This is a genomic window from Neobacillus sp. B4I6, from assembly GCF_050434045.1.
Lineage (GTDB): Bacteria > Bacillota > Bacilli > Bacillales > Cytobacillaceae > Neobacillus.
The window spans coordinates 1,637,372-1,658,531 of record NZ_JBNPWB010000002.1; the positions used below are offsets into that span (position 1 = coordinate 1,637,372).

21 protein-coding genes are annotated in these 21,160 nt (G+C 36.5%); 11 read left to right on the forward strand and 10 right to left on the reverse strand.

The genetic code is table 11. The annotated features are described in order from the left end of the window. Both treC and treP read right to left on the reverse strand, forming a co-directional pair. Positions 1-1,668, reverse strand: a complete 1,668-nt coding sequence (gene treC, locus QF028_RS10190) for an alpha,alpha-phosphotrehalase (RefSeq protein WP_429465103.1) — start codon at positions 1,666-1,668, stop codon at positions 1-3. 85 nt (positions 1,669-1,753) lie between these two features. Continuing rightward, positions 1,754-3,178 (reverse strand): PTS system trehalose-specific EIIBC component, encoded by a 1,425-nt coding sequence (gene treP / locus QF028_RS10195; protein ID WP_410888958.1) that lies wholly within the window; start codon positions 3,176-3,178, stop codon positions 1,754-1,756. Positions 3,179-3,597: 419 nt separating this feature from the next. On the opposite strand from treP, the gene QF028_RS10200 reads away from it, so the two are divergent. Then, complete coding sequence (locus QF028_RS10200; protein ID WP_429465106.1) at positions 3,598-4,170, forward strand: GNAT family N-acetyltransferase; 573 nt, start codon at positions 3,598-3,600, stop codon at positions 4,168-4,170. Positions 4,171-4,245: 75 nt separating this feature from the next. Beyond that, a complete protein-coding gene (locus QF028_RS10205; protein ID WP_429465108.1) occupies positions 4,246-4,656 on the forward strand; it encodes a VOC family protein in 411 nt (136 codons plus the stop codon). 45 nt (positions 4,657-4,701) lie between these two features. Here the strand turns inward: QF028_RS10205 and QF028_RS10210 are convergent, their stop codons facing one another. Continuing rightward, positions 4,702-5,892: a M14 family zinc carboxypeptidase gene (locus QF028_RS10210; protein ID WP_429465110.1), complete on the reverse strand. Its 1,191-nt coding sequence runs from the start codon at positions 5,890-5,892 to the stop codon at positions 4,702-4,704. Positions 5,893-6,014: 122 nt separating this feature from the next. Continuing rightward, complete coding sequence (locus QF028_RS10215; protein ID WP_429472263.1) at positions 6,015-6,407, reverse strand: thiol-disulfide oxidoreductase DCC family protein; 393 nt, start codon at positions 6,405-6,407, stop codon at positions 6,015-6,017. A 185-nt stretch (positions 6,408-6,592) separates the two neighbouring features. On the opposite strand from QF028_RS10215, the gene QF028_RS10220 reads away from it, so the two are divergent. Next, complete coding sequence (locus QF028_RS10220) at positions 6,593-7,234, forward strand: phosphatase PAP2 family protein (protein ID WP_429465112.1); 642 nt, start codon at positions 6,593-6,595, stop codon at positions 7,232-7,234. 83 nt (positions 7,235-7,317) lie between these two features. On the opposite strand, the gene QF028_RS10225 is transcribed toward QF028_RS10220, so the two are convergent. The 4 genes from QF028_RS10225 to QF028_RS10240 form a co-directional block, all read right to left on the reverse strand. Beyond that, positions 7,318-7,995 (reverse strand): DUF2642 domain-containing protein, encoded by a 678-nt coding sequence (locus QF028_RS10225; RefSeq protein WP_429465114.1) that lies wholly within the window; start codon positions 7,993-7,995, stop codon positions 7,318-7,320. 187 nt (positions 7,996-8,182) lie between these two features. Beyond that, the gene (locus QF028_RS10230) at positions 8,183-9,598 is read right to left on the reverse strand and encodes a hypothetical protein (protein ID WP_429465116.1); all 1,416 of its coding nucleotides are present in this window, start codon (positions 9,596-9,598) and stop codon (positions 8,183-8,185) included. Between the two features lie 71 nt (positions 9,599-9,669). Beyond that, positions 9,670-10,209: a hypothetical protein gene (locus QF028_RS10235; protein ID WP_429465118.1), complete on the reverse strand. Its 540-nt coding sequence runs from the start codon at positions 10,207-10,209 to the stop codon at positions 9,670-9,672. A gap of 153 nt (positions 10,210-10,362) precedes the next feature. Beyond that, the gene (locus QF028_RS10240; protein ID WP_429465120.1) at positions 10,363-11,433 is read right to left on the reverse strand and encodes a CotH kinase family protein; all 1,071 of its coding nucleotides are present in this window, start codon (positions 11,431-11,433) and stop codon (positions 10,363-10,365) included. Between the two features lie 309 nt (positions 11,434-11,742). Here QF028_RS10240 and QF028_RS10245 point away from each other — a divergent pair, with 309 nt between their 5' ends. The 3 genes from QF028_RS10245 to QF028_RS10255 all read left to right on the forward strand — a co-directional run bounded on the left by QF028_RS10245 (position 11,743) and on the right by QF028_RS10255 (position 14,457). After that, positions 11,743-12,570: a hypothetical protein gene (locus QF028_RS10245; RefSeq protein ID WP_429465122.1), complete on the forward strand. Its 828-nt coding sequence runs from the start codon at positions 11,743-11,745 to the stop codon at positions 12,568-12,570. A 111-nt stretch (positions 12,571-12,681) separates the two neighbouring features. Beyond that, on the forward strand, positions 12,682-12,876 hold the full coding sequence (locus QF028_RS10250) for a hypothetical protein (protein WP_429465124.1): 195 nt from the start codon (positions 12,682-12,684) through the stop codon (positions 12,874-12,876). Positions 12,877-13,098: 222 nt separating this feature from the next. After that, positions 13,099-14,457: an arsenic transporter gene (locus tag QF028_RS10255; RefSeq protein WP_429465126.1), complete on the forward strand. Its 1,359-nt coding sequence runs from the start codon at positions 13,099-13,101 to the stop codon at positions 14,455-14,457. A 21-nt stretch (positions 14,458-14,478) separates the two neighbouring features. Here the strand turns inward: QF028_RS10255 and QF028_RS10260 are convergent, their stop codons facing one another. Further along, positions 14,479-15,084 carry a VanZ family protein gene (locus QF028_RS10260; RefSeq protein WP_429465128.1) on the reverse strand — a complete coding sequence of 202 codons (606 nt, stop codon included), beginning with the start codon at positions 15,082-15,084 and terminating at the stop codon, positions 14,479-14,481. Further along, positions 15,085-16,422, reverse strand: coding sequence for a D-serine ammonia-lyase (locus QF028_RS10265; protein ID WP_429472265.1), 1,338 nt, complete (start codon positions 16,420-16,422; stop codon positions 15,085-15,087). Positions 16,423-16,594: 172 nt separating this feature from the next. Here QF028_RS10265 and QF028_RS10270 point away from each other — a divergent pair, with 172 nt between their 5' ends. From QF028_RS10270 to QF028_RS10290, 5 genes are all read left to right on the forward strand, one after another. After that, entirely contained in the window at positions 16,595-17,395 is an 801-nt protein-coding gene (locus tag QF028_RS10270) for a hypothetical protein (RefSeq protein ID WP_429465130.1), read from the forward strand. A gap of 149 nt (positions 17,396-17,544) precedes the next feature. Beyond that, positions 17,545-18,285 (forward strand): type I methionyl aminopeptidase, encoded by a 741-nt coding sequence (map, locus tag QF028_RS10275; protein WP_215013509.1) that lies wholly within the window; start codon positions 17,545-17,547, stop codon positions 18,283-18,285. Positions 18,286-18,380: 95 nt separating this feature from the next. Then, complete coding sequence (locus QF028_RS10280) at positions 18,381-18,794, forward strand: MerR family transcriptional regulator (RefSeq protein ID WP_429465133.1); 414 nt, start codon at positions 18,381-18,383, stop codon at positions 18,792-18,794. A gap of 89 nt (positions 18,795-18,883) precedes the next feature. Further along, positions 18,884-20,194: a hemolysin family protein gene (locus tag QF028_RS10285; RefSeq protein ID WP_429465135.1), complete on the forward strand. Its 1,311-nt coding sequence runs from the start codon at positions 18,884-18,886 to the stop codon at positions 20,192-20,194. A gap of 295 nt (positions 20,195-20,489) precedes the next feature. Then, positions 20,490-21,149: a sugar transferase gene (locus QF028_RS10290; protein WP_215001285.1), complete on the forward strand. Its 660-nt coding sequence runs from the start codon at positions 20,490-20,492 to the stop codon at positions 21,147-21,149. Positions 21,150-21,160 lie beyond the last annotated feature (11 nt).

Sequence of the window (21,160 nt, forward strand, 5' to 3'; positions counted from 1 at the left end):
TCATCTTTTCAGGTAATACACAACCGACTCATATGGCCGCAAGGAGATTTCCGGGCCAATTGGTGTCGAATCCTCATAATTAGAGAGTAACATCTCACTATCATACTCATCAAGATGTAAATCAGTAGGGAGAACGAATGCTTTCTCTTTATCGTAAAAATTGTTGATCACTAGTAATTTTTCAGAGCCACTTGTTCTAACATATGCAAATATAGCATCATCTTCATTAGAAATAGGGAGATATTTTCCATCTGTAATCACATCATACTTTTTTCGTAATTGTATAAGTTTTTGATAGTGGAAAAAGATAGAGTCTGAATCTTTAAGTGCCTGCTCCGCATTGATTTCCTGGAAATTACTTGCCGTTTGAATCCAAGGAGTCCCGCTTGTGAAGCCTGCGTTTTCATTTGCATTCCATTGGACTGGTGTTCTTGAATTGTCACGGGATTTTTGTTTTAGAATGTCAATAATCTCATGTTGGTCCATACCCTCATTTTTCTTGATGTTAAAAATATTTAAGGACTCTACATCTCGATATTCATCGATGGAGTTGAAGTTAGGATTGGTCATCCCAAATTCTTCGCCCTGATAAATATAAGGGGTTCCCTGCATCATATGAAGGGTGGTGGCCAGCATTTTAGCCGATTCTTTATGATATTTTTGATCATCGCCGAAACGGGACACGACCCGTGGCTGGTCATGATTACACCAGAAGAGGGCATTCCAGCCGCCGCCTTGATTCATTCCAACCTGCCAATTAGATAAAATCTGTTTTAAGGTATGAAAATCAAAGTCCGCTTTCGTCCATTTATCACCATTGGGATAGTCGACCTTTAAGTGATGGAAGCTAAATGTCATGTTTAATTCTTCTTGGTTTGGGTTCGTGTATTTAATGCAGTTATCAATCGATGTAGATGACATTTCACCGACCGTCATAATATCGTATTTTGAAAAAACTTGTTCGTTCATTTCATGTAAAAATTCATGGATTCTTGGTCCATCGGTATAAAATTTCCGGCCGTCGCTGTCATCCTGAGGGAAATTCTGGTCTTTGGAAATTAAATTGATAACATCGAGACGGAAGCCATCCACACCTTTTTTTAACCAAAAGTGCATCATTTCGTATAGGGCTGCACGCAGCTTTTCATTTTCCCAGTTTAAATCTGCTTGGGTCACATCGAATAAATGTAAGTAATACTGTTCGGTTGTCTCATCATATTCCCATGCCGAACCACCAAATTTAGATTCCCAGTTTGTCGGCGTCTCACCGTGCTTGCCGTCCTTCCAGATGTAGAAGTCACGGTAAGGATTATCTCGAGAGGTGCGTGCTTGTTTAAACCATTCATGTTCTGTTGATGTGTGATTAATAACAATATCCATGATGATTTTTAAGCCGCGTTTGTGTGCTTCTGCTAGTAACCTATCAAAGTCATCCATCGTTCCATAATCTTCATGAATTGCGTAGTAATCGCTGATATCATAACCATTATCTCTTTGAGGAGATTTATAAATGGGAGTAAGCCAAAGGACTTCTACACCGAGTTCTTTTAGATAGTCTAATTTTTCAATAATGCCTTGAATATCTCCAGTTCCATTTCCAGTCGTATCATGAAAGCTTTTTGGATAGATTTGATAGACGACTGCTTTTTTCCACCATTCATTTGACATTTCAAACACCTGCCTATTTTAGATTAAGTAATTTAATGGAGAAAAGGAGGGAGCATGTCTCCCTCCTAAATATGTGATTTAGCTTTTATTTTTTAAAAGAAAATTTATTCATGCGTGTTTTAGCAAAAACAATTGTTAGTAGGAATGGAACGACAATGGCTACAACCATTGAAATGGCAAACATCGTCATGTGCTGACCTTGGATGGAAAGGAATCCTGGTAGACCACCGACACCGATTGAGTTAGCCATAACGTGGCTACCAACGGAGACAACGCCTGCAATCATGGAACCAATCATCGCAGCAAGGAATGGGAAGCCATACTTTAAGTTAATCCCGAACATTGCTGGCTCTGTTACTCCAAGGTAACAAGAGATGGCTGCTGGAATCGATACTTGTTTTTCTTCTTCATTTTTACGATTGATAAAGATCATCGCAAGTACAGCTGAACCTTGGGCAATATTAGATAGTGCAATCATTGGCCATAGGTTTGTTCCGCCAAGTTCACTCATTAATTGTAAGTCAATCGCATTCGTCATGTGGTGCAACCCAGTAATAACAAGTGGTGCATATGCGAACCCGAAGATTGCCGCAAATACCCAGCCAAATGAAGAGGTTAAGCTTGAATACACTACATGAGAAATTCCAGAACCGATGCTCCAGCCGATAGGGCCTAAAACAGTATGAGCGATTAAAACAGTAGGAATTAACGCTAAGAATGGAACGACAATCATGGAAATGGAATTTGGAACAATTTTACGTAATCTAGTTTCTAAGAAAGCAAGCACTAATCCAGCTAAAATTGCAGGAATTACTTGTGCTTGGTAACCAATCATTTCGATTTTTGCAAAACCGAAATCCCAGACAGGAATATCCTTTGCACCTGCTACAGCATAGGCATTAAGCAATTGCGGAGATACTAGTGTAATACCAAGGACGATACCTAGGATTTGTGAACCTCCCATTTTTTTCGTAACCGACCAGGTAATTCCGACTGGAAGGAAGTGGAATACCGCTTCACCAATCAACCATAGGAAGGAATGAACACCTGCCCAGAACTGTGAAACCTCGATGATGGACTTTGTTCCATTATCAAGTAATTTGATATCACCAATGATGTTTCTAAAGCCGAGGATTAAACCTCCGACAACTAGTGCAGGAATTAATGGGGTAAAGATTTCGGCTAGGTGGGCCATCATTCGTTGCAGCCAGTTCATATTCTGTTTGGCTGCTTCTTTTGCTACTTCTTTAGAAGTTCCATCCACACCAGCAATTTTTACAAATTCATTATAAAAGCTAGATACTTCATTCCCAATGATGACTTGGAATTGTCCGGCTTGGGTAAATGTACCTTTTACAAGCTTAATGGACTCGATTTCTTTAATATCCGCTTTGCTTGGATCGTTTAAAACGAACCGCATTCTTGTAACACAATGGGTAACGGCTGCAATGTTTTCTTTACCGCCAATGTGTTTTAATAGATCATTTGAAGGATCTGTGTACTTCGTCATTTGTCTTTCCCCCTGTTTGAATGGGCATGTCCCCATTTTCTATCCTCTATTTTTTTATCACTCTATATACAGTCAATGTGTACGTTTTCATAAACGATCGTTGCTTGTATATACAAGTTATGATTACGATTTCATTCTAACTTGTATATACAGGTATGTCAACAAGGAAAAATTTTATTTTTATAAAATTGCAGAAACTTTTACACTTTAAAGGAATAATGATTGAAAGAAAATTTTGAAAATGGTAATATAAAGATGTTTAAATTCTTCTGAGTTTAGACCTCCTAATTAAGGACTTGGCCTAGACCACCAAGTTCTCATTTGGACCTTTGATTTTATTTCAAAGGTCCTTTTTTTTATAAAAATCTTCCTTACTGGGTATTTTGGTAATAAAAGAAAAATGTAGGAGGCAAACTGCCTTGGAATTTCAAACAATAAATCAATGGGATGAAAAACTTTGGAAACAGGTAAGTCCTATTTACCATCAAGCTTTCGATGGGAAAGGAGCGAAGCCGGAGAAGATCATTCGGAATATGTTTCAGAAACAGCTTTGTTTCCTACATATAGGAGTTGAAGAAGGTCAAATAGTGGCGATGGCATTGACCGGGAAGTTGGAAGGAACGCAGGCCCTGCTAATTGATTATTTGGCTGTCCACCACAAATGGCAGCATCGTGGGATAGGCATGAAAATGATGAAGTATATTCAAGAATGGTCAATGACCAAAGGAAATATGAAAAGTCTGTTGATTGAAGTAGAATCCGAAGAAACGCCTGAGACACTTTCAAGGAATCGTTTTTGGAAAAAGTGCGGTTTTACCTTAACTGATTACATACATGATTACAAATGGGTGCCCGAATCTTACCGAGCTATGTTTTTGAACATGGTGCCTGACACCAACTTGCCTGAAAAGGGTGAGGAACTGTTTAAGTTAATTGAGAAGTTTCATAAGGCATCTTATCAGGGATCAGAAGTCGGAGGAAATAAAAATTAATTTTTAGGAAAAGCAGGTCTTGTTGCGGTAAGTGTAGTAAATAATATTGATGTTAATCAAAAGGGAGTGTTATAAATGAAGGGTCAAGCGACACCATACTTAATGTTCGATGGAAATGCAAAAGAGGCATTAGAGTACTACCGTGAAGTATTCGGCGGTGAAATATCAAATCTTCAAACCTATGGAGAGGCAGACTATCCGACACCGCCAGAGGCGCATGATCGTGTAATCCATGCTCAATTTAAAAAGGATGATCTTTTCCTAATGGCCTCAGACGCCATTCAGGGGAATTCTGTCGTAGTAGGGAGTAATATTTCATTAACACTGGAATTCGAAAGCGAAGATGAAATCCGTGGGATATATGATACTCTTAGTCAAAAAGGAACGGTTTATATGGAGCTGCAAGATACTTTTTGGGGAGCAAAATATGCGAAGGTAAAAGATGCCTTTGGTGTGATTTGGGATCTTAATTATACAAAAGCCTAATTTTATTCAGAGGAAAAGGAGGCAGGAGTTTTTCGGCCTCCTTTTTTACATATAAAGTCCCGCCAAGAAAATTCCCAGTGATTTTTGATAGATCTCATCAAATTGTGACAATGGAAGTGGATTTATTCCTCGCCCGAGTTCAATCGTAAATCCTGGTCGTTTCCAATCTTGAATAAACCAATCCTTGCAACCGGCATAGCTCTCGATCGTTTTGATGGGCTCGTAACCACTTACTCGGCTAAATTCTTTTACAATGTCCTCTGATTCAGGAGGTTCAAGATTTTCAAACCCCCAGTAGATGACCTCACCTTGTGTATGAAAGGCTAGAACTCTTACAAAATTTCGTTTTTTTATTAGTTTCGCCATTGCCATTGCTTCAGGCTCTGATAAAGGTTTTTCACCGACAAAATCTCTTGGTCCAGGCTCAGTCTGATTCCTTGCCTTTTCTAATTCCCATCTAGCCGGGAATTGGTCATTTAGGTCAACCCCTCGAATATTAGCTTTCCAGTCCGTAAAATCTGTACTGCCCTTATTGAAATCAACCACTCTTTTATTCCAATTTTCGATTTCTGGGGGGCCATGTAGAACGAGGTCTACTCCATCTGGATTTACCATTGGGACAATAGATAAAATGCTTTGTTGGTAAAGTGGAAACATGGGTAGCCCACGGATCAGATTATGATTTGTCAGAGCTAATAAATAATCATTTAAAAAGGTCATGATGATTGATGTGGTTATCCATTCATTGGCATGAAATGATCCATTATAATGAACTCTTTTTTCACCAGTTCCGATGACGATCTCTGGAATTTTTTTCCCAAGAACTGTTTTACCAATCACAGGTATCTGCATAAACGGATAAACCTCTAATAATCTCTTGATATCATTCATCAATTTGATGTAATCATAACTTTGGCCACTATCCACTAATCTCCAAGTGATCCTAGTTGGAACCTTAATGGATTGACCTACATTTAGATTTTTTTCATCCAGGTTAGGATTAACCAAAGTAATAGCCTCTAGGGGAAGCGATCTCCGTTGACCAATACTCCATAAGGTATCGCCAGGGCGAATCTGATAATCCTGGGCAGAAAAGCCTGGTAATCGTACACGTTGGCCTTCAGAAAGATTATTATGATCGACATTTCTGTTTGAATCAATTATTAGCTGCAAATTTATATGAAACATCTGGCTGTAATGCCATAATGAATCTCCTTTTCTAACGACAACCTCCATAAATACCCTCCTACAGTAAAAAATAGTATTAATAATATCTATGCTATAGGGAATAAAATATTAGTTAGAATTAGAGTGTCTGCCACCATTTACCAGTTACCGATGTATTAAACAATTCACCCTTAGTCCAAAAATCTCTGCTTCCATTTTGGCAAAGGGAGGATACAACTTTCTTCTTTTCCAAACCATTTATAACGATTCTTTGCAACTATGTCGTAAAGGAAATCCCTGAAAAGTGGAGGGAGGAAGCGGAAGATCGAAAATATGCGCCAAGCCCCGCCTAATTGACTGCAAACACGAAGAGCAGCACTTGATTTTATATAGACCTTTTCCTTTTCAATTAGGACGAAACTATTTAGGTCATAGTTTAAGCTATGCTTTTTTAATAATCTTTGGCCAGTCTCTCCTTGAAGTGAGGCAAATTTAAAATAGCCCAAGGTGTCCCTTTTTATTATAAATTTCACACTGTTGTTACACAGATTGCAAACCCCATCAAACAAGATAATCCGATCCACCATTCCACCACCTTCACAACTAAGTTTGTGTTGTAATTTAGTTTAGCATAATTTAAAAAAAATTTGAGAGAAGTATGGAAATTTCGTTTATTTTTACAGTATTTGTGGTACCATGGAGTGTGTTCGACTATTTCTGTATAGTAAACTAGAAAATTAGGTTTTTATATATTAAGGGAGGAATATGATTGAAAAGTTTAATAAAAAAAGCTCCCTATTTACTATTTTTGCTTGTAATTCCTCTTCTAGCCAAAATTTATGAATTATTAAATTCCCGTTCACATAGAGCAATCGATATTAGTACGTCAATTGACCAAGCAATCCCGTTTTTGTCGGTCTTTATCATTCCATATATCCTTTGGTATGCTTATATTTTTTGTTATTTAATCTACTTTTGTTTTAAGGACACAAAAGTATACCTTAAAACGTTAATTTTAATTGTTGTAGCAGAACTGATTTGTTTTGTTATTTATTTCTTTTTTCAAACCACCGTCCCAAGACCAACTATTGAAGGTAATAATATCTTTAATCATCTTGTTTTGTGGATTTATGCAAATGATCGTCCGTTTAATTGTTTTCCGAGTATCCATGTACTTACCACATTTGTTATCATGCTTGCTTCACTTCATATTAAAAACAAACATCTAATTAACAATGTTTGTATCCATGTTGTCGGGACTTTGATTATCATTTCAACCCTATTTGTTAAACAGCATGTCATATTTGATATGATTGGTTCGATGTTCCTTGTTACTTTCCTATACGGAATTGCGTTTGAATTATTGTCATTTACTCGAAAAACGGAAACTGCTTATGTAAAAGAAAAATAGTTTAATAAAAAGAGTGTCTCTAGACACTCTGTTTTTTGTTTTAAAAGCTTGTTTACAAATAAGCTATAGAAAAAATAAACCAGTTAAGTCAAATGGATTGTTTTAATATGTTGAAGATTAATAAAGACTGGATCTTCTTTTGCACCGATTAATTCCACAAAATTATCCTTAATCCCTTTTACCTTTCCGATAACATTTTCATTCTCTCCGATATTAAAGACGATCAATTCTCCAGTTAGTTTTTCAATTTGAACCTCAAACGATCTGGCAAAGGTGATATTGCTCGGATTTACTGGCAGATTTGCGTTGCTTAGACCGTATGGACGTTGATTATTTGTGTATGGAATTAGCCATTTTAAATGGTTAAGAGATATAAACATGGTTTTGTATATTGGCGAGTAGAAAACAAAATAATTATTCATAATACTTATGATATAACCATGTAGTGCTTGATTGCTTGTTACATATATTTCTGTAAAAATACCTTTAGCAGCTGTCAGAGTTTTTCTTAGTGAAATTTCTTCGTTATTATTATAAATAGGTGTGGGTTCGTCATTAAGGGTAATTTCATCCAATTCTTTAATTTCATCTTGTTTTAAATACCGCCAATTTTGGCAATGAATAACAGGGATGTACAGGTAGTCATATCCATTAAAAACGACCAATAAATCGCTTCCTACATCAATCAGTAATCCACCAATGAATTTCTTTCCCGAAATCTCAAGTCTGATATATTTTCCAATATTATCTTTCAACTTCATTTTTTCACATCCTTTCCTAGGTAATCCCATTTTACAAATAGAGGAGGGCTGATATCACTAACTACTTATAACATGTATACATGATTAGAACTGCCCAACTCCTATTTGTATGGTTTTTGGGGATTTTAACAGGGGTAATATGAAGGAATGGTCTTATATATATTTTCACTATTACGCTGAGATTTCATTAATTCAATCTTGATGTTCGATTGTTTCTGTTTGGCCATCCGGAAAACGGGAATGGTATTTTGCTGTCAGTATTAACTGGTTCACCGGAAAAACGAAGAACTCTTCGCTCTTTCTCCTTTTGTTTCCATACATTCTGATTGTTGCTATTATTGTTCATATCATTTGGTTTATAATCTTCTGTTTTCTTAGTTGCTTGGTTTTGTGTAGTTGTTGATTTAACTACTTTCTCTGCTTCTTCTTTTGTTTTTGTTGATTTTGTTTCATTCTGTAGTAATTTATACGGTGGAGCAGGCTGATTGTCTGTTTTTTGTATAGAAACTACTTCTTTTACTTGTTTCATTTCCTTCGATTGTTCGCTAGATATTGATTTGGTCGACTTAGCTTCTTCACACTTTTTATCTTTAGTGCTCATATCATTTGACTTTTTCATTTCAGTGGAATTTTTGGACGATTCCTTTTCGTCTGTTTGAGATTTCTTAATCTTACAGTTATTTGAAACGAGCTCATCCCTGGTTTTAATCATTGTTGCTTCAATTTTTATTGGTTGTGACCAAACAATTGTATTATTAGGTTCAACCACTTCTTCTTTAACGGTCTCTTCTTTTTTCATAGCGGATTTTTCTTTACTATTCGAATTTTTTTGTTTCGATTCCTCTTTATCACCGGAAGAAGAAGAGTGATTCTTTGAATCCTTTTTATCACCGGAAGAGGAAGAATGATTCTTTGAGTCCTTTTTATCACCGGAAGAAGAAGAGTGTTTCTTTGAATCCTTTTTATCACCGGAAGAGGATGAATGATTCTTTGAGTCCTTTTTATCACCGGAAGAGGATGAATGATTCTTTGAGTCCTTCTTATCACCGGAGGAAGATGAATGATTCTTTGAGTCCTTCTTATCACCGGAGGAAGATGAACGATCCTTTGATTCTTTTTTATTATCAGAATCTTTATTATTATTTTCGTTTTTATTTGATGAAGACGTCTTCACAGCCTCTTCTTTAATAATACCTTTGAGGATGTTGGACACATGTGTTAATTTTATTATGATCCGTTCATCACCGTTAATTAAAGTAACAAAGTCTGTATCAATTTCGCTTAAAACACCAGTAAATCTTTGTTTGTTGATAGTCAATATCGTTACCCAAGTATGTTGAAAGGAAAGGAGTAAATCTGTTAAACTCTGTGTTTTTAGAAATTTTGCCGTTGTTTTCTCAGGTTGAAACTCTCTTGTATTTTTTGTGATTGCTTGAATTTTATCAATGTTATAATAAAAAATGTATTTATTTTCGGTTTCGAGCACTACATGGTCTGCCTCAACACCAATTAGTTTTCCTTTAAATACGTCTTCACCTACATAAAGATTTACACTAAAGCCTTTTAATAAATCCAATGCAGCTGAAAATTTATCTATCCCCATGTTTAATCCTCCTTAAAGAGATAATGAGTCGCTCCTCTAGTGGAGAAGCGACAAAATTTTTATTCGTGATCTTATTTATCATTGTCCTTACTACTGCTGCCCTTACTACTGCTGTCTTTTTTATCGTCGTTCTTACGTTCTTTGTCATTCCCTTTAGATTCATTGGAATGATCTTTTTTTGATTTCTCAACTTTTAGTCCGTAGCTTATGTTTCGAATGTGTTTCATCGAGACACGGACAACTTCTTCTTTAACAATCAATGAAGCAAAATGTTTGTTTACATCGCTTAGTACGCCTTCAAATGATTCAGGACCGCCACGATTAATTTTCACCCATTGAAATCTTATTTTTCCTAAAAGCTTTACAAAGTTTTCGGCCTTTTTAAAATCAAGTTTATTTGGGACCTTCAAACCAAACTTCATATCATCTTTAGCACTTTCTGTGATACTTCTGACATGATTTGTCTTATAATATACGACTCCATCGTGTTCAGTTAAGATGGCAAAGAAGTCTTCAAATACTGCCAGTAATTTACCATTTCTTGATTCTGGACCTCCGCGGTCAACCCTAATTGTTTTCCCTATAAATTGTTCCATCATTTCTCTCTCCATAAAAGAATTATCCTCCTTTAAATTAAATAAACATTTACACTGCATCTATATGTATCACGGGATGATGTTGTACTAATAAAGGAGCCTTTTTTTCCCGTTTACGGTAAAAATAGGCAAAAAAAAGGTATATGATTAGATTCATATACCTCTTATCTATACGAATAAAGCTAATTCTTCTTTAAGGTAAGAGCTTCTTTTTTTAATAAAATTAAAATAAACCTTTTTTTCTTGTTCTAATGTTGCTGGGTTTGAACTAATAAAGGGATCTAGACTCATATGTGGTTTTAAATAATTAAATAATTCATTAATAATTGGTTTTTGGACATCCAGAGTGAAGTCGTTTTCCAAAATACTTGAAATTATTTCTTTATATTGTTTTCTAAAGTGTTTAAAGTGGAAAAGTCTTGCTGAAAGTGTGTTAAATCCTGTTAATGGTACATAATCATAAACAAGTTTTCTGCCATGGAGGTTTCTACCCCATGTCCCATCATAATCCCAAGGAGTAATTTCATATAGTCCGGTTTTACCATTTTTATATAATGCATAATTATGGATAAACCCGTCATAATTTTGGACACAAACAGCTCCAGCGACCCATCTGAAATATTTCTCGACATCCAATACATGTGGGATTTTTTTTTCAAAATCTTGATTGTTTAGGGCATTAATCATCGCAATAAAGTTTTTTAAATCAAGGATATCTTCTTTATCACCATATTTTAATGTATATCCCTGGTCTAATCGTTTTTTTATTTCTTTTTTCTTAGTTAATAAGGAGAAATTGGCTCGATTATTGGTTGCATAAATAATCGGACCATCCGGCAATTTTCTTTTTTCAAGAAGATATTGATCAAAAGATTCAATCTCTAAATAGATGCCCTTACTGTATCCATTGATATTCAGCAGAACATGCCGGGAGTGGGGAGATATGACTCCGATTCGATCAAAAAAATCCAGCGATAATTTGTTTCTACTTAATGATACATCTGAAAATTCCGCATTAAGATGAATTTCATGTGCCCCGTTGACCTTGTACGGATTTTGAAAGACAATTCGATAAGATTTTTTTTTCTTATCCCTTATTACATTTCCACGATAGGAAATTTTTACATTAAAACGATCTTCTCCTATCTTTAATACTGCAGGGACTAATTCATCATTCCAAATGTCTTTATCCAATTTTTTCAACCACTTCGGATTAATTAAAATTTCATATTTTAACACTTGAATTCTCCTAAATAACATTTTTTTTAGATATATGCATTCTCTTGGGTGGTTGTGTATAGAAACACTAAAAAATATGGTTTAAAAATATATGATTGTCTATGTCAAATGGATAAAATCATCATAAATTGAAATAGAAAAGAAAAATTTGTTAAGAAAGTGGTGGAATAATGGTACTAAAGCTTGATATTGAACAATTACTTTCACAAGCTAAAGAAAATGGTGTAGTTGGGTTTCTAGATAATAATCCTGTTGGTAAAAAAGGAGGTAACAATAAGTCAAGTTCAGACAGTTCAGGATCTACTGGCAGTGGTAAAAGCGGTAGCAGCAAAAGCAGCAGTGGAAGCTCTGGCAAAAGCGGAAGCGGTAGCTCTGGCAAAAGCGGAAGCGGTAGCTCTGGCAAAAGTGGCAGCAGTAGCTCTGGCAAAAGTGGCAGCGGTAGCTCTGGCAAAAGCGGCAGCGGTAGCTCTGGCAAAAGTGGCAGCGGTAGCTCTGGCAGCGGTAGCAGCGGTAGCTCTGGTAGCGGTAAAAAACCAAAAGGCCCTAAAGGACATAAAGGCCCTAAAGGACATAAAGGTCCTAAAGGTAGCAGTGGAAGCGGAAGCAGCGGTAGCTCTGGCAGCTCAGGTAGCTCAGGTAGCTCAGGTAGCTCAGGCAGCTCAGGCAGCTCAGGTAGCTCTGGCAGCAAAGGCAGTGGAAGCTCTGGCAAAAGTGGAAGCGGAAGTTCAGGCAGTGGTAGCTCAGGCAGTGGTAGTAGCGGATGCGGAAGCACAGGTAGCGGAAGCACAGGCAGCTCAGGTAGCTCAGGTAGTTCAGGTAGCTCAGGCAGCTCAGGTAGTTCAGGTAGCTCAGGCAGCTCAGGTAGTTCAGGCAGCTCAGGCAGCTCAGGCAGCTCAGGCAGCTCAGGCAGTGGAAGCTCTGGTAGTGGAAGCAGCGGTAGTCACGGTAGTGGCAAAAAACCAAAAGGTCCTAAAGGTAAAAAAGGTCCAAAAGGTAAGAAGGGTAGCAGCGGAAGTGGTAGCTCAGGTAGCTCAGGTAGCTCAGGCAGTCACGGTAGCTCAGGTAGCGGAAGCAGTGGCAGTCACGGCAGCAGTGGCAGCAAAGGCAGTGGAAGCTCAGGCAGCTCAGGCAGCTTAGGCAGCTCAGGCAGCTCAAGCAGCTCAGGCAGCTCAGGCAGCTCAGGCAGCTCAGGTAGCTCAGGCAGCTCAGGTAGCTCAGGCAGTCACGGTAGTACAGGTAGCGGAAGCAGTGGGAGTCACGGTAGCAGTGGAAGCTCAGGCAGCGGAAGCTCTGGTAGCGGAAGCAGTGGCAGCAAGGGAAGCAGCGGTAGTAGCGGCAGCCACGGTAAAAAGGGCCCAAAAGGTAAAAAAGGCAAAAAACACTAACAGTAGCAACCGATACTTTCAAAAGTATCGGTTTTTTTGTTCATTTCTTGTTACATAAACCTATTAAAATGCATGTGTGTCATTCGTCTATATATAAAAATATAGGTAAAAATCTAGTAGAATTTTTGAAAATACTTCTAGTTACCTGCTGATTTATGAAAAGACGAGACATTCGTTTAGAACAAGCCTTCACATTGGGACGTACTATAAAGCAAAGGATAAGAAGGAAATAAACGGAAAATAATGAACGAAATTTTTGTGAAGGGAGTAATTTATTTATATGTATCATCAATCGACGGTAATCATTACCATCTTTGCTTTTATTCTAACAATGGTCCTGATCTTTATCCGTCCCAAAAATATGAATGAAGCAATCCCAGCGGCAATAGGCGCCATTATTGTTTTTGTAAGTGGAAGCGTTTCGACTGGGGATTTATTAGATATAAGTTCAAAAGTCACGGGGGCTGCAATTACCATCATCGCCACAATTGTTATGGCCATCGTACTTGAAAGTTTCGGTTTCTTTAGCTGGACAGCTGCGTTAATGTTGAAAATATCGAAGGGTTCGGGTATTCGATTATATTGGAATACTTTAATACTCTGCTTTTTAATGACACTATTTTTTAATAACGATGGAAGTATCTTAATTACTACACCAATCCTGATCTTAATTTTAAATAATCTAAAGTTAAAAAACAGGCAAAAGATACCGTTTCTCTTAAGTGGTGCGTTAATTGCGACTGCTTCAAGTGCTCCAATAGGTGTTAGTAACATCGTTAATCTAATAGCCTTGAAAATAATAGGAATGGATTTGTATCTCCAAACGGAAATGATGTTTGTTCCTGGGGTTCTGGGATTACTATTTTTATCCTATCTATTATTCCTAGTTTTTAAGAAAGATATTCCGAAAGAAATCCGCTTCCATTCCTACTCCATTCCACTGCATAAAAACCGTCCATATCATCCATTACAACAAGACTCGGAAACTTTATTCAATCAACAAAAGCAACTCATGATCAATATGCTCATCTTTGTATTCCTTGTACGGATTAGCCTTTTCGTCGCATCCTTTATTGGCATCTCAGTCTCGTTGGTAGCTGTGTCTGGTTCGGTTATCTTGCTTTTATGGAGATGGATTCACCTAAAGGTAAATCCAAAAGATGTGATCGGTAAAATTCCGTGGCATATTTTAATATTCGCCTTTTGTATGTATGTCATCATCTATGGTTTACACAATATTGGATTATCGAATCTTCTTATAAGCTATCTAAAACCAATCGTTAATGATAGTCTGATTCATGCTAGTTTAACCATGGGTGTCATAACAGCATTTCTTTCAAATATCTTTAACAACCATCCAGCCTTAATGATTTCAACCTTAGCCTTGACGGATATGGGACTAGAACCCCTATTAACGAAAACCGTTTACTTATCAAACATCATTGGCAGTGATATTGGGTCTCTGATCCTCCCAATCGGAACTCTTGCAACACTACTTTGGATGCATATTTTAAAGACTAATAAGATTAAAATAACTTGGATGGAATATATAAAAGTGACCATTGTTGTCATACCTATAACCCTAATTTTCACGCTAATTAGCTTGTATTTATGGCTATTACTCGTATTTGCCGCTTGATAATAAATGATAAAAAAGGACTCATCTATCGATGGGTCCTTTAGTATTCGGGATATTCACCACTTGTTGAACCAAAGGAAAGAGAACGCAGCCTAAATAAATTCCAAGTAAATTTAAAATCAAATCGTCTATGTCCAAGCTCCCGCGATGGGAAATAAATTGCAAAACCTCAATGCATGCAATCATCAATGAAGCAATAAATAATGCCTTCCATTGAGAAAACTGTTTATACCTAAGGAAAAGGCCATAGGGAAGAAACAAACCAATATTAGCAGCTAGATTATAAAAGGAAATTAACCAGTTCACTTTTCCTGACAAATAAAATGCAATGGTGGAAAAGGGGACAAGATTCATTGAGTGATGGCTTTGCTCGTTTGGGCGGAAAAATAACAAAATCACAAGTGCAACCGTGTAGAGAGTTAACCCTCCCAAAAAGAGTGGGTAGGGAAGATTGATCGTTTCTTTCCGGATAAATAAAACCAACCATAAGACCAACCAAACAATACAGAACAGGACCACTATTAAAACGATTGGGTGTAAATATGAAACTAGTCGAATAAAAACAGGTGAAAAAAGAATAAATATAAGAAAAGAAATCATCATTGAAATAAATAATGTTTTTCTCAATTATTTTGATCCTTTTTGATAATATTCTGCCATCATTTCTACAGGAACCATGCTTCCGCCAGTTGCCCAAACGATATGTGCAGCATTGCTCATTTTATCCAATAAATGATGGTTCCGTAAGTAATCAATTCCCTCTCTACATAAGGAAACCGGTCCAATCATTCCTGCGAGTGCAGAAGGCTCTAAATGAATTTCTTCAGTATCGACAAGATCCTTGAGCAATTTGTATAATTGTTCGTCGCATATTGTATAACTTCCACTTAAGAAGGGTTCAATAATTTTGCCGACAAATCCCGAGGGTCTACCGACAGCAAGTCCATCTGCATCGGTGACATTGTCAATTCCGATATCCTGAACAGAAATTTGATCATGTAATCCCGTCATTAATCCGAGTAACATACAAGGAGAATGGGTGGGTTCAGCAAAGAAACAGTGGACGTTATCTTTGAACAATTGCTTCAAACCAAAAGCTACGCCTCCTGGACCACCGCCAACCCCACATGGGAGGTAAACGAATAAAGGATGGTTTTCATCAACTGTGATTTCTAACTGTTCCAACTGCTTTTTCAACCGGGAGGCGGCCACGGCGTATCCTAGGAATAAATCACTGGAATTTTCATCATCCACGAAATAACAACTAGGATCTGCTTTTGCTTGGATTCGTCCTTGCTCGACAGCTTTGCTGTAATCGGCTTCATATTCAATTACCTGCACATTTTTGCTGCGAAGCAAGTCCTTTTTCCATTGTTTTGCGTCAGCGGACATATGAACTGTTACCTTAAACCCTAATTTAGCACTTATGATACCAATACTTAGCCCTAAATTTCCAGTAGAACCGACGGCAATAGAATAAAGGGAAAAGAAGGATCGGAATTTTTCACTTGCTAGAATCGAATAATCATCTTGGAGGGTAAGCAATTGATGTGAAAGAGCCAATTCTTCTGCATGTTTGAGTATTTCATAAATACCGCCTCGTGCTTTAATTGACCCTGAGATTGGCAGGTGACTATCACACTTTAGTAATAAATCACCTAAGATAGGCTGTCCGAAATCCTGGGCTAATTTTTTGTGCATAGATGGTATGCTCACTAATGGAGATTCAATGATCCCATTGGCTGCTTTTGTTTCCGGGAAAACCTTAGCGAGATAGGGAGCAAAACGATTCAATCTTTCTTCCGCATCTTTAATCTCCTCTACAGTCAGCGGAGAATTTTCAATCCCTTGCTGAGAATTTTCAAAGTTAGGATTCACCCAAAATACTTCATCTAATGATTTGAGTTTTTCTAATAATGGGAGTTTTTTGCTATCGAGCCATGTTTGGATTTCTTTGTCATTCATGTTCTTCATTGGGATACCTCTGCCTTTTGGGAATATAATCAAGCGTATTTTTAGAATATATATATTTTATCACAAGAATATTTTTGCTACGTTATAAATTGTAAAGTAGTCGCTTGTCTTTAACACTTGTTTTCTTCTTGCATATGATTTAAATAAAAGGCATGTGAGGGACATGTATTTAGTTGGCTTTTACTCTCCAAAAGCAAAATCAGGTGTAACTGAATTGTCTTTATCCATTTATAATTGGATTAAATTAAATACAAATATAGCTGCAGCATTCATTTCTTACGGGACTTTAGAAAAAGAAGAGACCTCAAATGAGCTCATACACGAATTTTCGAAATTAACTTTAATCGAACAAAAACGAAAAGTGAAGTTGATGAAAAACGAGTACGATATCATTATTTATGATGCATCAAGTCAACTTTCCGAAGGAGTCTTAAAGCTTTTACCGATTGTTGACCGGTTATTTGTTGTGGGTGAAGAACATACTGATTTTGCCGTTAAACTGCAAAAAATTATTCAATTTGATAAAATTTTTGATAAAAGCGTCAAAAATTTTATTACACATTTACGAGGTAGTAAAACTTTTATTATTCGTGAAAATAAGGAAGATCGTGTGATTGGATTCAACTTCTCAAAAAATGAAACAAATACTATTGGTCAGATGGTGTATACAGACTATGTAACACGGTATATAGAAGAGAAATTCATTCAAAAAAATATTAAAATATTTAAGAAGATCTTACGTATACCTAAGAAGGACTTGTATAAAGGCTTATATGAATTAGGTATTGATTTTGAAAAGGCACTGCTCTTTCATGAATATGTTTTTCTCCGGGAAGCGTTAGGTCAAGATTACCAAGAAGCACTAGAAAACCTCTTTCCACTTTTAATTAATTCCACCTACAAAGAAATTTTTGAAAAATTTCAAAATGAAATAAATTTTATTAAAAAAGTAAAATTATTATGATGGATAAAAAACAGTGTTACATTGGGTAACTCTCTTTTTTGTTGTTTTAATCTTCATGAAATTATTATGCTTGGATTTTATCTGAGGATAAATGTACAATCTAATAGGTGAACGTTTATTAAGATAAAATAAAATAGGTGGGAAAAAGCATGATTGCAAAGACGGAAGAGGATTTTAATGGATTGAAAGAAATTGGCAGAATCGTTGCCGGGATTCGCGATGAATTAGTGCAACGAGCGGTACCTGGGGTAACTACTAAAGAGCTCGACGATATAGCTGGTCAGTTATTTGAGAAAGAGGGCGCCATTTCTGCTCCAAAGGGGGAGTACGATTTTCCCGGGTTTACGTGTATTAGTGTCAACGAAGAAGTGGCTCATGGAATTCCGAGTGATCGAGTGATTCAAGAAGGAGATCTTGTTAATATAGATGTTTCTGGTTCCAAGAACGGTTATTTTGCTGACACAGGCGTCTCGATTGTCGTCGGAAAAGGTGAGGAAATCTTATCGAAAATTTGCGCTGTTGCAAAAGAGGCATTTGAAGCTGGTCTTAAAAAAGCAAAACCAGGTTCCAAAATAAACGGGATGGGGAAAGTCGTTTTCCAAACAGCTAGAAATCATGGATTAACCGTGATTAAAAATCTTACAGGACACGGTATTGGACGAACAATCCATGAAAAACCTGAATATATTTATAATTATAATGAAACTTCTGATAATGGATTGCTTAGAGAAGGAATGGTTATTGCATTTGAACCATTTATTTCAACCCATGATGAAGAAGTGTTTCAACTAGAGGACGGCTGGACCTTTGTTACAGAAAAAAGCTTTGTCGCTCAGTACGAACATACACTTATCGTAACTAAAAACGGACCAGTCATATTAACACGCTGATAACCATAGATCAAACCAGAACGTTGACTGTACGGTTTGATCTATGGTATATTTAATTTAACATTTAACTGGGAAGGGGTGAGTAATTTGGGGAGTTGTATCGAATTGGTGAAATAGCAAAATTAAAGAATATTTCCAAACGGACAATTGATTATTACACCCAAATAGGCTTACTTAACCCTATTCGGACGGATTCTAATTATCGATTGTACGGTGAGGAGTGTCTTCAAATTTTAAATATGGTTGAACATTATAAAAATTTGAATATGCCCCTTGAGGAAATAAAGTCTTCCATTGAATTGATTAAGTCAGACAATACAATTGATAAACAAAAAGTAGAAAAACATGTGGAACAGATTGCTAGTATTATGCAGCATCTGAAAGAAGAAATAAATGTTATGGAACCTATTCTTCAAAAATTAAACAACCAGCAAAAAGAATCACTTGTTAATAAATTATCATCAGAAGGCGTTACATTGGCTCAAACATTATTATTATTGTTTAGCTAAGTATTAATTTATTATTTTGATAGAAAATAAATAAACTCGTAAAAAAACAGGAGGTGTATTCCTTACTTATCTTTTAAGTAAGGAGACCATTGATAATTAGTAATCTACTAATAATAGCAATTTTAATTGCTTTTACAGCATTTTTTGTAGCTTATGAATTTGCTATTGTTAAAATCCGCGGTACACGTATTGATCAGCTCGTTAGCGAAGGGAACAAGAACGCGATCGCGGCAAAAACGATTGTTACTAATCTTGATGAATATTTATCTGCATGTCAATTAGGAATTACCGTTACAGCTTTAGGACTTGGGTGGTTAGGAGAACCAACGGTGGAACTTATCCTTCATCCGCTGTTAAGTTACTTTAACATGCCAGAATCTATATCAGGTATTACTTCATTTATCCTAGCGTTTGCATCAGTAACTTTTATTCACGTAGTTGTTGGGGAGCTTGCACCAAAGACCTTTGCCATACAAAAAGCGGAAGAGGTCACTTTGATTTTTGCAAGACCGATGATTCTCTTTTATAAAATAATGTATCCATTTATTAAAGCACTAAATGGTTCTGCTCGTTTCATCGTCGGAATTTTTGGACTGAAACCTGCATCAGAACATGAAGTAGCACACTCAGAGGAAGAACTTCAATTAATCATTTCCGAAAGCTATAAGAGCGGGGAGATTAATCAATCTGAATATAAATATGTGAACAATATTTTCGAATTTGATGATCGAAACGCCAATGAAATTATGGTACCGCGCACTGAAATTATTGCTTTTGATATCTCACAATCTTTAAATGAATGTCTTCAAATCGTGATAGAAGAAAATTATACAAGGTATCCGGTCATCGATGGTGAGAAGGATAACATCGTTGGTATGGTAAATATGAAAGAGGTTTTTACCGAATATATTAGAGGCAAGAATGTTGAAACATCGATTCAAGAGTATATTCGCCCAGTTATCCAGGTTATTGAATCGATCCCAATCCATGATTTGCTCCTGAAAATGCAAAAAGACCGTGTTCATATGGCCATTTTAATGGATGAATATGGCGGTACAGCAGGTTTAGTCACTGTCGAAGATATTTTAGAAGAAATTGTTGGCGAAATCCGTGATGAGTTTGATGCGGATGAAGTACCTGAAATTAATAAAATTAGTGAAAATAAAACCATCGTTGAGGGTAAAGTCCTAATTGATGAAATTAATGATTTATTCGGTTTAGACCTTGACGATTCAGATATGGATACAATCGGTGGATGGATCTTATCAGAAAAAATGGATGTCGTCGAAGGCGATAAAGTTAGATATGATGATTATGAATTTAAAGTGCTTGAAATCGATGGTTACCATATTAAATCATTAGAAATTTTAAAAATTGCCAAGCAAGAATCGATAGCTTAAACTAACTCCCTCTTGTCTAGATAAGAGGGAGTTTTTTTTGTAACCCTATAAGAATCTAAGAAACTGACACAAAAAGGAAAAGTCCAAATCCTTATTGTGTCAGTTTTTTTCATTTTATCGGTATATCTGCCTATATCTTGTAAAAATCTTTACAAAGTATTTAGAAACTTAATAAATATTCTAAATATTTTACAAACTCTTCACCAGTACTCAACAGCAACTTCAAGTTTTGTACCTATACTTTACGTATGGATTAGCAAAACACTTTATTAATAAATTTTATGGGGTGGTACATTTGAGTACTGAAAAAAGCTACAATATCTACCAAGATTATTTGACGGTCCCAGCCTCTAATCTCACATTATCAAAGAATGTGGAACATTACCTCTATTTAAAAAGAGGGTATGATATTTTTCTTGCAGCCACTGGGTTTCTTATCGCTCTGCCAATCGTTGTTATATTTGCTGCCCTCATCGTCCTTGAAACACCAGGTTCACCATTTTATGTTCAGGAGAGGATTGGGAAGAATGGAAAACGTTTCAAGATGGTAAAGTTACGATCCATGAGGAATGATGCTGAAAAAGAGGGGGCCAAGTGGGCAGTGGTAAATGACCCTCGTATTACAAAAGTGGGAGCATTTATCCGAAGGACTCGTATTGATGAGCTTCCACAATTAGCCTCTGTTTTAAAAGGAGACATGTCAATTGTAGGTCCGAGACCCGAAAGACCATTCTTTACAGCGAAATTTAATAAAGAGATAAAGGGATTCGAAAATCGGCTGCTTGTTAAACCAGGACTCACAGGTCTTGCTCAGGTTAGTGGAGGATATGATATTTCACCAAAAGAAAAACTTAAATTCGACCTGGAATACATACAAAATTTAACATTTTCGCTTGAAGTTAAAATTATTTTGAAGACGTTCAAGGTAATTTTCACCGGAGAGGGAGCTCGTTAATAAAGGCGGGA

Excerpts from the sequence above, each read along its gene's own strand:
- treP (WP_410888958.1), bottom strand. The coding sequence starts at position 3,178 with ATGACGAAGTACACAGATCCTTCAAATGATCTATTAAAACACATTGGC.
- QF028_RS10270 (WP_429465130.1), top strand. The coding sequence starts at position 16,595 with ATGTATTTAGTTGGCTTTTACTCTCCAAAAGCAAAATCAGGTGTAACT.
- map (WP_215013509.1), top strand. The coding sequence starts at position 17,545 with ATGATTGCAAAGACGGAAGAGGATTTTAATGGATTGAAAGAAATTGGC.
- QF028_RS10230 (WP_429465116.1), bottom strand. The coding sequence starts at position 9,598 with ATGGGGATAGATAAATTTTCAGCTGCATTGGATTTATTAAAAGGCTTT.
- QF028_RS10205 (WP_429465108.1), top strand. The coding sequence starts at position 4,246 with ATGAAGGGTCAAGCGACACCATACTTAATGTTCGATGGAAATGCAAAA.
- QF028_RS10255 (WP_429465126.1), top strand. The coding sequence starts at position 13,099 with ATGTATCATCAATCGACGGTAATCATTACCATCTTTGCTTTTATTCTA.
- QF028_RS10235 (WP_429465118.1), bottom strand. The coding sequence starts at position 10,209 with ATGGAGAGAGAAATGATGGAACAATTTATAGGGAAAACAATTAGGGTT.
- QF028_RS10210 (WP_429465110.1), bottom strand. The coding sequence starts at position 5,892 with ATGGAGGTTGTCGTTAGAAAAGGAGATTCATTATGGCATTACAGCCAG.
- QF028_RS10225 (WP_429465114.1), bottom strand. The coding sequence starts at position 7,995 with ATGAAGTTGAAAGATAATATTGGAAAATATATCAGACTTGAGATTTCG.
- treC (WP_429465103.1), bottom strand. The coding sequence starts at position 1,668 with ATGTCAAATGAATGGTGGAAAAAAGCAGTCGTCTATCAAATCTATCCA.
- QF028_RS10265 (WP_429472265.1), bottom strand. The coding sequence starts at position 16,422 with ATGAATGACAAAGAAATCCAAACATGGCTCGATAGCAAAAAACTCCCA.